This is a genomic window from Streptomyces sp. cf386 (assembly GCF_900103585.1).
In the GTDB taxonomy this organism is placed as follows: domain Bacteria; phylum Actinomycetota; class Actinomycetes; order Streptomycetales; family Streptomycetaceae; genus Streptomyces.
Window position 1 is genome coordinate 1 of the sequence record NZ_FNHV01000004.1, and the last position, 12759, is coordinate 12759.

Consider the following 12759-nt stretch of genomic DNA (forward strand, 5'->3'; position numbering starts at 1 on the left):
CACATCCGAGATCCGGGCCGTCGACCACGACATCGCCCCCGGCGTGTATCCGGACATGACCGAGCACGGCTTCGCGGCCGACGAGTGGCCCGCGCTGTACGAGCAGGTGATGGCGGCGGACATCCTGGTCCTGGCCGGCCCGATCTGGCTGGGCGACAACAGCTCCGTCACCAAGAAGGTCATCGAGCGGCTCTACGCCTGCTCCTCGCTGCTCAACTCCCAGGGCCAGTACGCCTACTACGGCCGCGTCGGAGGCTGTCTGATCACCGGAAACGAGGACGGCGTCAAGCACTGCGCGATGAACGTCCTCTACAGCCTCCAGCACCTCGGCTACACGATCCCGCCCCAGGCCGACGCCGGCTGGATCGGCGCGGCCGGCCCCGGACCCTCGTACCTCGACCCCGGATCAGGCGGCCCGGACAACGACTTCACCAACCGCAACACCGCCTTCATGACCTGGAACCTGATGCACTTGGCTGCCCTGCTCAAGCGCTCGGGCGGCGTCCCCGCCCACGGCAACCAGCGCTCCGAGTGGGACGCCGGCTGCCGTTCCGACGCGGCCAACCCCGAACACCGCTGAGGGGCTCACGCCCGAGGTGCACAGAGCCGGCGTAGCCAAATGAGCAGCAGAGTCCCCCTGCTATGGTGCGCCGATGTCAACGATCAAGCAGTTCCAAGTCACCTTCGACTGCGCAGAACCTGAGCGGGTCGCTCGCTTTTGGTGCGAGGTGTTGGGGTACGTCGTACCGCCGCCACCGGAGGGGTTCGCCACTTGGGACGACTTCAAAGCCGCGCAGCCTCCTGAGCAGCAGGGTTCATGGTTTGTGTGCCAGGACCCTTCAGGTGTGGGCCCGCGCATGTACTTCCAGCGGGTTCCTGAAGGGAAGGTCGCCAAGAATCGGGTGCATCTCGACGTACGGGTCGGCACCGGACTCGTGGGAGAAGAGCGCCTGGCCACGCTTGAGGCCGAATGCGCACGACTGGTCGCGCTCGGCGCCGTACATGTGCGAACGCTGGTGGCCGATGAAGAGAACGAGTCGTGCATCACGATGCAGGACGTCGAGGGCAACGAGTTCTGTCTCGACTGAACATCCGCTGAGTCGGCGAGGTGGCGAGCCGTTTCCCTTGGACCTCTCCTGCAGGGTGAGAGGGCTGTCTGAACGGCCAGGAGCGCTCCTCGCGGCAGACCTCGCCTTCGGTTGGCCGACCTTCCCGACAGGAGGCTCACCGATCGGGTCAACGGCGAGGGGGAGTCATGCACGTTGGCGGCGGTGTCACACCGGTGGAGAGGCCCGGTCGAGAGAGAGGACGCGACGACGTGGATGTGTATGAGGCCGTGGACAGTCGCCGGGCCGTGCGGGCGTTCAGCGATGAGCCGGTGTCGAAGGAGATACTCGAACGAGTGCTGACCGCAGCGACGCGGGCTCCGTCGAGCGGGAACCTCCAGCCGTGGCATGTGTATGTCGTGACCGGCGAGCCCTTGGCCGAACTGAAGAGGCGTGCGACGGCCAGGGCGCTCGCGGGAGACCCGGGTGATGACCGGGAGTATCCGATGTACCCGGCCGAACTGACCTCGCCGTACCTGGACCGTTTTTCCGCCGCGGCCGCCCAGCGGTACAAGGCCCTGGGAATCGAGCGCGACGACCCCGACAGGCCCAGGAAGATCGCCGCCTTGAACTCGGAGGCGTTCGGGGCGCCGGTCGTCCTGTTCTGCTACGTCGACCGGACGATGGGGCCCGGACAGTGGGCTGACGCGGGGATGTACTTGCAGACGGTCATGCTGCTGTTGAGGGCGGAAGGGTTGCACAGCTGCCCCCAGGTCATGTGGACCATGTACCGCAAGACCGTCAGCCAGGCAGTCGGAGCCGATGACGGGCTCGTACTGTTCTGCGGTGTCTCGGTGGGATTCGAGAAGGAAGGCGCGCCACGGCTGCGTACCGGGCGGGCGGACCTGGCAGAAACAGTCAGCTTCATCGACGTGTGACCGCCCTGAACCCCTCATCGGCTGAACCCGATGGCGTGGATCGATCTGCTCGTCCTCCTTAGCCTCGTCCTCGTCCTCCGCCTCGTAGAAGGAGCACAGCTGGCCTGCCGGTAGTACCGGGGCGACCCCGCGGACTTCCCCCAGCGAGCCACCGCAGAGGAACCCGTTCGTGAACCCCTTGGCGGAGTGCTGGCCAGGCCTATAACCCTTTGACGGGCGCGCCGCCCAGCTCCGACGATCAGGCGCATGTCCGCCGCCCTGGCGCCTCTGCGCCACCGTCCGTTCCGTCACCTCTTCATCGGTACGACGGCCAACCTGCTCGGCAACGGGGTGGCGCCGATCGCCCTGGCCTTCGCCGTGCTGGACGCCACCGGCTCGGTCGGCTCGCTCGGGTTGGTGGTCGGCGCCCACTCCCTCACCAGCATCCTCTTCCTGCTGTACGGCGGGGTGTTGGCGGACCGGCTGCCGCGCGGCCCGCTACTGGTCGGCAGCAGCGTGGTCAGCGCCGCGAGCCAGGCGGTGATCGCCGCCCTGGTTCTCACTCACAGCGCCGCCATCCCGCTGCTCATGGTGCTCGCCGCGGTCAACGGGGCGTCAAGTTCCTGCTACCAGCCCGCCGCTCAGGCCCTGCTGCCCCAGACCGTGCCGGCCGAGTCCCGCCGCGCCGCCCTCGCGCTCTCCCGGATCGCGGGCAGCAGCGCGATGATCGTGGGCGCCTCGCTGGGCGGTGTACTGGTCGCCGCGGTCGGCCCAGGCTGGGGCCTGGCCGTCGACGCGCTCAGCTTCGCGCTCGCCGCCGCGTCCTTCGCGCTGGTCCGCGTTCAGGTCGTGCCGCCTGCGCCCAGCCCCGGCGTGGTGCATGAACTCCGCGTCGGCTGGCAGGAGTTCACTTCCCGCAGTTGGGTGTGGGTGATCGTGGTGGCCTTCTGCTTCCTCAACGCCGGCATCACCGCCTCGTTCACCGTCCTCGGCCCGGCCGTAGCCGACACCACCGGGATCGGCCGCACCGGATGGGGCCTGGCCGTCGCCGCGGGCTCACTCGGCGCGGTCGCCGGCGGCGTACTGTCGCTGCACTGGCGGCCCCGGCGCGCGATCCTGGTCGGCTGCGCGCTGATGAGCCTGACGGCGATGACCCCGCTGCTGCTCGCGCTCGCCCCGTACACCTGGGCGCTGGTCGTGGCCAACTTCGTGGCGGGCGTGGGCGTCGAGCAGGCCGGCGTCGCCTGGTACTCGACCCTCAACGAGCAGATCCCCGAGGACCGTCTCGCCCGCGTCTACGCCTACGACGATCTCGGCTCCTACCTCGCGCTCCCGCTCGCCCAGTTCGCCGCCGGACCCGCCGTACTCCTCCTCGGCCTCCACGCCACCCTCTACGCGGCCGCCGCGCTCATCCTCCTCGCCACCCTCGCCATGGTCGCCACCCCCTCCATCCGCGCGCTGGTCCCGAAGACCGCAGAACCGCTGCCCGCCTCCGAAGATCCCGTGCCTCACTGAGCTCGACTCTGAGCGAGGTCCCTTGAGCCAGTCCCGATGCTTGAAAATGACGCGGCTGATCCGTCTTTCTGGATCTTTCAGCGTCCTGTCCGGTTACGCAGTCGATTCTCCCCAAGCGCTCCCCAGCGCGCAGGAACGCTGAGTGACTGGTGCAAGTCTCGCTGTGGCTTGAGGGTCAGAATTCGGCCAACTCTCCATTCGCCAAGGCAGTTGCGTGCATGGTCGTGTTTGCGCTCTGGCGGTTCCCGGATTTCGCCGTGAAGATGCCCGCCGTACCGGCGAACGGGGGGCGGAATGGGGTTCGGGTGGGGCCTGCGTGTGCGGCCAGGTGCGGCGGAGGACGTGGTCCAGGGGCGGCCCGCCTCGAAATTCTGCAACCCATCATCGACATCCCCATCTCCGTGCAGCCCTAGCGGCTGTTGAGCACTACAACAGCCGCCTACCGCTTGGGCGCGAGTAGCTCGCCCGAACCTCGGACGATCAGTCGGGTGGGAACAGTGATGGTGCGGGCGCGCGTGCGGTCGCCGTCGAGTCGGGTCAGCGCGGTGGTCGCTGCCGTTCTGCCGAGTTCTTCCGGGTCCTGGGCGACGACCGTCAGGGCCGGCTCGAGTGCTTCGGCGAGTGAGACGTCGTCGAAGGCGACGACCGCGACGTCCTTGCGTTTGCTGCGGGCGAGTTCGGCGACTATCCCCAGCGCCATGATGTTGTTGCCGGCGAACAGGGCCGTGGGGGGATCGGCCAGGCCGAGGAGTTGGGCGGTCGCAGCCTCGGCCCCTTGCTGGTCGTGGGCATTGGTGACCAGCGAGCGGTCGTAGGAGATGTCGGCCTCCTGCAGCGCCGAGCGATAGCCCGCCAGGCGCTCGCGGCGCGTGTACAGCTTCACCGGCAGGTCACCGACAAATCCGATGCGCCGGTGCCCGTGGGCGATCAGGTGGGCGACACCGTCGTGGGCTCCGGCACGGTTGGAGCTGACGATGCTGTCCGTGGCGAGACCGACTCCGGGTCGGTCGAGGAAGATCACGGGCAGTCCCGCCGTACGGTGGGCCTTGAGGTGGGCGTGGTCGGCGCCGACGGACGGTACGACGATCAGGATGCTGACGCGGCGGGCGAGGAACTTGTCCGTCAGGGCGCGTTCGCGGTCGGGGTCGTCCGCGGAGGAGCCCATGAGCAGGGTCAGTCCGCGTTCGCGGACGGTGTCCTCGATGGCGCGGGCCACTGCTCCGAAGAAGGGGTTGGCGAGGTCGGGGATGACCAGGCCGATGGTGGTGTCGGGTCCGCCGACGCGGATGTTGCGGGCCATGAGGTTCGGCTGGAAGCCGAGCTTGGCCACCGCGGCGAGCACCTGTTCCCTGGTCTGAGCGGAGGCGGGCCCGTCCTCGTTGAGGACGCGGGAGACCGTCTTGGCGCTGACGCCGACTTCTCGGGCGACATCGGCCAGGGTGGGGCGGCGGTTCGCTGCCATGGAGGAAACCGTCTCCTGAGGGCTCTCGGTTCCGGCCGCGGCCTCGGCCGGAAACTGCGAGAGCTGGGTCGTGCTGTCAGGTGGCCTGGACTCCGGCGGCCTTCGCCGCCTCGGAATCCGCTACGACAGTATCTCCGGCCGCATCGACGGTGAGAGCGCCGGTCATGATGGCGACGACCTCGGCCATGGAGTAGTCGGAGGGTTTGATAACGGCGGCGCGCCGTCCGAGGCGGTGGACGTGGATCCGGTCGGCGATCTCGAAGACGTGCGGCATGTTGTGGCTGATCAGGACGACCGGCATGCCCTTGTCCCGGACCCGGCGGATGAGGTCCAGCACTTGACCGGACTCCTTGACGCCGAGCGCGGCGGTGGGCTCGTCCATGACGACGACACTGCGGGCCCAGGCGACGGAACGGGCAACCGCGACCGCCTGCCGCTGTCCGCCGGAGAGCGTCTCGACCGCCTGCGTCAGCGAGCGCAGACCGATCTTCAGGTCGGCCATGTGCTCGGCGGCCTCCTGGCGCATGCGCTTCTTGTCCAGCATGCGGAAGACGTTGCCGAGGACGCCGGGGCGGCGGAGTTCGCGCCCGAGGAACATGTTCGAGGCGATGTCCATGGAGGCGGCCACGGCGAGGTCCTGATAGACCGTCTCGATGCCGTGGGCACGGGCACTCTGCGGCCCGGAGAACTGGATCGGCTTGCCGTTGAGGCGTATCTCGCCCGCGTCGGGGACCACGGCGCCGGTGAGCGCCTTGATCAGGCTGGTCTTGCCCGCTCCGTTGTCGCCGATGACGGCGAGGACCTCGCCGGGCATCAGGTCGAAGTCGGCGCCGTCGATGGCGGTGACGTGGCCGTAGCGCTTGACCAGACCGCGGGCCTGCAGCACGGGGGTGGGGGAGGAGGTGGCGGTCATCGGGCCTTCTTCCGGGAGAGCTGGTCGACGGTCACCGCGAGGATCACCAGGACGCCGGTGATCAGGGTCTGGTAGATGGAGGCGACGCCCATCAGCTGCAGGCCGTTGCGGAAGACGCCCACGATGAGGACGCCGATGAAGGTGCCCAGGACCGATCCACGTCCGCCGAAGAGGCTGGTGCCGCCGAGGACCACGGCGGTGATGCTGTCGAGGTTGTCGGTCTGGCCGGCCTGCGGGTCGCCGACTCCGGTGCGGGAAATGAGCAGCAGGGCGGCGATGCCGTAGAGCAGACCCGCCACGGTGTAGATGCCGATGGTCAGGCGGGAGGTGCGGATGCCGTTCAGCCGCGCCGCTTCCTGGCTGTTGCCCAGGGCGTACACGTGCCGGCCCCAGCCGGTGTTGCTCAGCGCGTAGGCGAGGAGGAGGAACAGGGCGATGGTGACGAGGGAGCCGTAGGTGATGTCGGTGTGGCCGAGCGGGAAGGTCTCGCCGAGCGCCGTCAGCGGGCCCGGCAGGTTGGTGACCGTCTGCTCCTCGGAGTAGATGTGGGTCAGCGCGAACGCCACGTTGAGCATGCCGAGGGTGACGATGAACGGCGGCAGCGGGATCTTCTGCACCAACAGCCCGTTGAGCAGCCCGAAGCCGCCGCAGACGACCAGGCCCAGGGCGATGGCGGCGAGCGGGGGCAAAGAGCCCTCGGCGGCCATCTTGGCGATCACGATGCTGCCGAACGCCATCACGGCACCGCACGACAGGTCGATGCCCGCCGTGAGGATGATCAGGGTCTGACCGATGGCGAGGGTGCCGACGACCATGACCTGCTGCACGATCAGCGAGAAGTTCCCGCCGGTCAGGAACTGGTCGGTCGAGAAGGAGAAGAAGGCGCAGGCCAGGAGGAGGGCGACCAGGGGTCCGGTGGTCGGTGCCGTGAGCAGTCTGCGGGCCGTGGTCGGTGCTTTGAGCTCGGCGTACGGCGAGGACGTGCCCGGGGGTGTGGTCGTGGCTGTCATGCGAGGTCCTTGTCGGAAGACAGTGGTCGTTGTCCTTCCTGGTCGGAGGACAAAAGGACGAGCGGGCGGCCGTCCCCTGGTCAGGGAGAAAGGGACGGCCGCCCCGCTGAGGGGGCTACGGATCAGGCGGGTGGCTCAGCCCCAGCAGTTCTCCAGGCCGTAGGCGGTGTCCTTCGACGTGACGCCGTCCTGGGCCTTGTCGCTGATCAGCGTGACGCCGGTGTCGGTGTAACCGGACGCCTTCTTGCCGTCCTTGGCGTACGCCACGACAGCCTTGACGCCCTCGGCGGCCATCTTCAGCGGGTACTGCTGAGAAGTGGCGGCGATCTTGCCGTCCTTGACGGCCTGGGTGCCGGTGCAGCCGCCGTCCACGGAGACGATCAGTACGTCCTTCTCCCGGCCCTTGGCCTTCAGCGCGGTGTACGCGCCCAGGGCCGCCGGCTCATTGATGGTGTAGACGACGTTGATGTCGGGCTCCTTCTGGAGACAGTTCTCCATCGCCGTCTGGCCCTTGGCCTGGTCGCCGCCGGTGTCCTGGGCGCAGGCGACATCCTTGTCGGTGGCGCCGAAGCCCTTGAGGAAACCGTTGTGCCGCTGGACGCCGACGGAGACGCCCGGCGCCAGGTCGAGGGCGGCTATCTTCGCGGTCTTGCCCTTCATGGCGGCCTTGGCGTACTCGCCGATCAGCTCGCCGGCCTTGAGGTTGTCGGTGGCGAAGAGCGCGTCGACCGCGCTCTCCGGGTCGGTCGGGGTGTCCAGGGCGATGACCAGGACGCCCTTGGCGCGGGCCTTCTCGATCGCGGGCACGATGGCCTTGGAGTCGCTCGGGGTGATCAGGATGCCCTTGACCCCGGCGGCGACCATGTTCTCGATGGCGGTGACCTGACCGGCGTTGTCCCCGTCGAACTTGCCTGCCGCGGTGGACAGTTGGGCGCCGTTCTCCTTGGCGGCCTTCTCCGCGCCCTCCTTCATCTTCACGAAGAACGGGTTGGTGTCGGTCTTGGTGATCAGACCGACCTTGATACTGCCCGATCCAGTGCTCGCGCTGCCCGATCCGGATCCGGATCCACAGGCGGTCAGGGCGAGGGCTGCGACACCCGTGCAGGCAGCGGCTCTGAGCAAGGAGGAGGGCAGACGAGAGGTGCGTGACATGAACGACTCCTGCGGGATTGCGGGCGAGCGGCCGGCATCGAGGCATGCCGTCCCAAGATGTCATCGTTGACTTATGTCATCGTTGACACTTCTTGGCGAGGATGATGGACTCCGCCTCCAGGCAACGTCAATGCCTTGCACCCGTCACAAATCGGCAACGCCCGGGGCTGCCGCCCGCCCGAAGCCGCTTAACGACTGCCCGCAACGTGCCCGTTCTGCCAGCACGTTCCAAGAGAAGAGCAGCCCATGACCCCGCCTCGGATCACCGTCCTGGGAGAGTGCGTCGCCGACGCGTTCACCGAACCCGCAAGTACCCGGAACGAACTCGCCCTGCGCGTGCTCCCGGGCGGCGGACCGGCCAACACGGCAGTGGCCCTGTCCCGCCTGGGCACCCCGGCCCGCCTCCTCGCGCGGCTGTCCGGCGACGTGTTCGGCCGCCTCTTCCGGGCCCACCTGGAGGCATCCGGGGTGGACCTGTCGCACGCCGTCGAGGCCGCCGAGCCCAGCACGCTGGCCGTGGCCGAGCTGAACACCCAGGGCCAGGCCACATTCTCCTTCCACGCACAGGCCACCGCCGACTGGCAGTGGACGAGCGCGGAACTGGCCGGGGTGGACCTGGCCGACACCGCCTGCGTACACACCGGATCACTGGCTCTGGTCAAGGAACCCGGCGCGGCGGTGGTGGAGGACTTCCTGGCATCGGCCGCGCCCCGGGCCACCATCAGCATCGACCCCAACGTCCGGCCGCTGCTCGTACACCCCGACGTCTACCGCGCCCGGCTGGCGCACTGGTGCAGCCTCGCCGACGTGCTCCGGCTGAGCGAGGACGACCTGGAACTCCTGCTGCCGGGCACGCCGCCCGAGGAAGCGTGCGACATCTGGCACGCGGCCGGGGCGCGGCTCGTCGTGATCACGCGCGGTGCCGACGGCGCCTTGGCCTCGCTCGACGGCGAACGGGTCCAGGTGCCCGCCGTCTCGACGAGTGTCGCCGACACGGTCGGGGCGGGCGACTCCTTCACCGCCGGACTGCTGCACCACCTCGGCGCTCGTGGGCTTCTGGGTGGCCGGCTGACGGAACTCCGCCTGGACGATGTCGAGGAAGCCTGCTGCTTCGGCACCCGCGTCGCAGCCCTGACCTGCTCGGTCGCCGGCCCCAACCCACCGTGGCAGAGTCAACTGGCGCAGCTTGCCGCCACCGACCACGCGTGACGGGTGAGCATGCCGCTCAACAGGACATCATGGCCGAACCGTTGACGCATTGGCCGGATTGCCTCCATCATCGGGCCACTCGGTGTCATCGATGACACAAGTCAACGATGACACCCCTCGCCGATGCCGTGGACGACGGCGCCGGAAGAGGGCGTCACCTTTCGCCGGATCCGCGCCGGGCAGCAGGCTTCGTTGCGCGGACGGCCGCAGCACAGGAGACAGCATGAGCTCTGGACGTGTATCCCGGCATGCCCGTATACGGATGATCGCGGCGGTGGCGACCGTCTGCGCCCTGTCGGCGGCCTCGCTCGCCAACCAGGCCGTAGCCGCCGACACCCCGCCGCACTCCGAGACCTACCGCCCCCGGTTCCACTACACGCCGGACAAGAACTGGATGAACGACCCCAACGGTCTCGTGTACTTCGAGGGCGAGTACCACCTCTTCTACCAGTACAACCCCAACGGCAACTCGTGGGGAGACATGTCCTGGGGGCACGCGGTGAGCAAGGACCTCGTGCATTGGAAGGAACTGCCGCTCGCCCTGTCGCACGACGACAACGAGATGGTGTTCTCCGGCAGCGCGGTCGTCGACCGGGACAACACCACCGGCTTCGGCACGAAGAAGAACCCGGCCATGGTGGCGATCTACACCAGCTACAACAAGGCCACGGGCGTCCAGGCGCAGTCGCTCGCCTACAGCACCGACCGTGGCCGTACCTGGACCAAGTACCAGGGCAGTCCCGTCATCGACATCGGCTCCAAGGACTTCCGCGACCCCAAAGTCCAGTGGTACGCGCCGACCAAGAGCTGGCTGATGACGGTGTCGCTGTCCGCCGAGCGCAAGGTGCAGTTCTACACCTCCAAGAACCTCAAGGACTGGAAGCTGCAGAGCGAGTTCGGGCCGGCCGGCGCGACGGGCGGCGTGTGGGAGTGCCCGGATCTGTTCCCCCTCGCGGTCGACGGGGACAAGAAGAAGATCAAGTGGGTCCTGGTCGTCAACATCAACCCCGGCGGCATCGCGGGCGGTTCGGCCGCCCAGTACTTCGTCGGCGACTTCGACGGCAAGAAGTTCACCGCCGACGACAAGGGCACGTACACCCCGCCCACCGGCACGGTGGTGCAGGACTTCGAGGGCACGGACTTCGGTTCGTGGACGACCACGGGCAGCGCGTTCGGCCAGGCGCCGACCGCCGGGGCGGTGGACGGTCAGGGCACAGTCGACGGCTTCGACGGCAAGGGCCTCGCCAACAGCTTCCACTCGGGTGACGGCGCCACCGGCACCCTCACCTCGCCCGAATTCACGGTCGACAGCTCCTACCTGAACTTCAAGGTCGGCGGCGGGCGGCACCCGCACGAGCCCGGAACCGTCATGGAGCAGGGACCACTGCCGGAGGGCACGGTCCTGGCCGACTTCGAAGGCGGCAGCTACGGCGACTGGACGACGACCGGAGACGCCTTCGGCTCGGCACCGGCCACCGGCGCCATCGGCAACCAGCAGGAAGTCTCCGGATTCCTGGGCGACGGCCTGGTCAACAGCTACCTGAACGGCGACACCTCCACCGGCACCCTCACCTCGCCCGAGTTCACCATCGACAAGAAGCACATCGACTTCCTCATCGGCGGCGGCAACCACCCCGCCGGTTCCGCCGAACCCACCGCCCTCGAACTCGTCGTCGACGGCGAAGTGGTGCGTAGCGCCACCGGAAAGGACGGCGAGGCGCTCAACTGGGCTTCCTGGGACGTCGGCGACCTCGCCGGCAAGCAGGCGCAGATCAGGATCGTCGACGACAACACCGGCGGCTGGGGCCACCTCAACGTCGACCACATCATGCTGTCCGACGCCCCGACCCAGCCCGTCTCCCAGGAGACGTCCGTCAACCTGATCGTCGACGGCCAGGTGGTCCGCAGCGCCACCGGCGCCAACAGCGAGACCCTGGACTGGGCCTCCTTCGACCTGCGCCCCTACGCCGGCAAGAAGGCGAAGATCCAGATCGTCGACATGAACCATGCCGGCTGGGGCCACCTCCTGGCCGACCGGTTCACCGAAGCCGACACCGCCGCCAAGTCCGTCGTACAGCGCGCCGACTGGGCCGACTACGGCAAGGACTACTACGCGGCCGTGTCCTGGGAGAACGCACCGGGCGGCAAGCGGTACATGGTCGGCTGGATGAACAACTGGGACTACAGCGGCGCCATCCCCACCTCCCCCTGGCGCGGTGTGCAGAGCATCCCCCGGGAGATGGCCCTGCGTACGGTCAACGGCCAGATCCGGCTGACCAGCAAGCCGGTCAGCAGCCTGGAGTCCCTCCGGAAGAAGCGCCCGGCGACAGCGACCCGCGTAACCGTCAAGAGCACCACGCAGACCCTGATCGGCCCCGCGGCCCAGGGCAAGGCCCTCGACATCGAGGCGACCTTCTCCCTCAAGGACGCCGACCGCTTCGGTCTGAAGGTGCGTACCGGCGCCGACGGCGAGGAGACCGTCATCGGTTACGACACCACGACACAGGAGCTGTACGTCGACCGCACCCACTCCGGTGCTGTCGACTTCAACAGCACCTTCCCCGGCGTCCAGACCGCGCCTCTGAAGGCGAAGAACGGCAAGGTGAAGCTGCGGATCCTCGTCGACTGGTCGTCCGTCGAGGCCTTCGGCGGCAGCGGCGAGGCCGTCATCACCGACCAGATTTTCCCCGACCCCGCCAGCCAGGGAGTGCAGATCTTCGCCGAGAACGGCTCGGTGAAGCTGGACCAGGCCCGCGTCTGGCCCCTCGACTCCTACCGCGACTGACGCCGACTGATCCCGACTGTCCCCGACCGACTTCGACCACAGAGGACACCACACCGTGAACAAGACCCTGTTCGCCGAGTTCACCGCCCGCGAGGGAGCGCAGGACGAGGTAGCCCGCCTGATCCTGGAGTACGCCAAGAAGGTGCGCGAGGAAGAAGGCAACATCGCCTTCGACGTCTACACCAGGTCGGCCACCCCACGCGGCTTCTGGATCTTCGAGGTGTACCGCGACGAGGACGCCTTCCAAGCGCACTTGAAGGCACCGTACGGCGGTCCGTTCAACGCGGCGCTCGTCCCGCTGATCGAGGAAGACGCCTCGGTGCTGACCTTCCTCGATCCGGTGACCTGACCTGACCTGACCTGACCTGACCTCGCCCGATCCGATGACTGACGTCGGGCGCCGACGAACCCCAGGTGGCCGTACGACCCGCCGACCCCGCTCCGCGCATTCCGTCACAACCGAGCGGCCTGTGTTCAAGGTCGGTTGACCATTCTGCTCAGAGATAGTCGGCCTTACGTTCCAGGCACGGGATGGTCGAGCCCTCCGTATGGTTGGGCCGCCCAGGGGGTGCCGGTCAGGTTCTGCATCGACATCCAGGCGACGAGCCTCGGGTTCCGGCCGCTGACCGAGGACCGCGGTCTGCCGGAGGACGCCTCAAACGGACTGCGGGACGCGTTCAACGCGTGGGGCGGGCCACAGGACGCGCACGGAACGACATGGATCACATGGGTGAGCTGGCAGCCGCCGAC

11 protein-coding genes are annotated in these 12759 nt (G+C 68.2%); 7 read left to right on the plus strand and 4 right to left on the minus strand.

The window, feature by feature from the left end:
• The 4 genes from BLU79_RS11165 to BLU79_RS11180 form a co-directional block, all read left to right on the plus strand.
• On the plus strand, positions 1 to 580 hold a 580-nt coding region (locus BLU79_RS11165), incomplete at its 5' end, for a flavodoxin family protein (RefSeq protein ID WP_107489287.1).
• A gap of 73 nt (positions 581 to 653) precedes the next feature.
• Positions 654 to 1088, plus strand: a complete 435-nt coding sequence (locus tag BLU79_RS11170) for a VOC family protein (protein ID WP_093905541.1) — start codon at positions 654 to 656, stop codon at positions 1086 to 1088.
• 230 nt (positions 1089 to 1318) lie between these two features.
• Complete coding sequence (locus BLU79_RS11175) at positions 1319 to 1984, plus strand: nitroreductase (protein ID WP_093905542.1); 666 nt, start codon at positions 1319 to 1321, stop codon at positions 1982 to 1984.
• A 246-nt stretch (positions 1985 to 2230) separates the two neighbouring features.
• Complete coding sequence (locus BLU79_RS11180) at positions 2231 to 3478, plus strand: MFS transporter (RefSeq protein ID WP_093905543.1); 1248 nt, start codon at positions 2231 to 2233, stop codon at positions 3476 to 3478.
• A gap of 439 nt (positions 3479 to 3917) precedes the next feature.
• Here the strand turns inward: BLU79_RS11180 and BLU79_RS11185 are convergent, their stop codons facing one another.
• The 4 genes from BLU79_RS11185 to BLU79_RS11200 all read right to left on the minus strand — a co-directional run bounded on the left by BLU79_RS11185 (position 3918) and on the right by BLU79_RS11200 (position 8015).
• On the minus strand, positions 3918 to 4940 hold the full coding sequence (locus BLU79_RS11185; protein ID WP_093905544.1) for a LacI family DNA-binding transcriptional regulator: 1023 nt from the start codon (positions 4938 to 4940) through the stop codon (positions 3918 to 3920).
• A gap of 76 nt (positions 4941 to 5016) precedes the next feature.
• On the minus strand, positions 5017 to 5853 hold the full coding sequence (locus tag BLU79_RS11190; protein WP_093905545.1) for an ATP-binding cassette domain-containing protein: 837 nt from the start codon (positions 5851 to 5853) through the stop codon (positions 5017 to 5019).
• Positions 5850 to 6863, minus strand: coding sequence for an ABC transporter permease (locus tag BLU79_RS11195; RefSeq protein WP_093905546.1), 1014 nt, complete (start codon positions 6861 to 6863; stop codon positions 5850 to 5852). Before BLU79_RS11195 ends, BLU79_RS11190 begins: the two co-directional genes overlap by 4 nt.
• 135 nt (positions 6864 to 6998) lie before the next feature.
• Positions 6999 to 8015: a sugar ABC transporter substrate-binding protein gene (locus BLU79_RS11200; RefSeq protein ID WP_093905547.1), complete on the minus strand. Its 1017-nt coding sequence runs from the start codon at positions 8013 to 8015 to the stop codon at positions 6999 to 7001.
• A gap of 246 nt (positions 8016 to 8261) precedes the next feature.
• Here BLU79_RS11200 and BLU79_RS11205 point away from each other — a divergent pair, with 246 nt between their 5' ends.
• The 3 genes from BLU79_RS11205 (at position 8262) to BLU79_RS11215 (ending at position 12358) form a co-directional block, all read left to right on the plus strand.
• Positions 8262 to 9224, plus strand: coding sequence for a carbohydrate kinase family protein (locus tag BLU79_RS11205; RefSeq protein ID WP_093905548.1), 963 nt, complete (start codon positions 8262 to 8264; stop codon positions 9222 to 9224).
• Positions 9225 to 9447: 223 nt separating this feature from the next.
• Entirely contained in the window at positions 9448 to 12009 is a 2562-nt protein-coding gene (locus tag BLU79_RS11210; protein WP_093905549.1) for a glycoside hydrolase family 32 protein, read from the plus strand.
• Positions 12010 to 12064: 55 nt separating this feature from the next.
• On the plus strand, positions 12065 to 12358 hold the full coding sequence (locus tag BLU79_RS11215; RefSeq protein ID WP_093905550.1) for a putative quinol monooxygenase: 294 nt from the start codon (positions 12065 to 12067) through the stop codon (positions 12356 to 12358).
• The last annotated feature ends 401 nt before the right edge of the window (positions 12359 to 12759 follow it).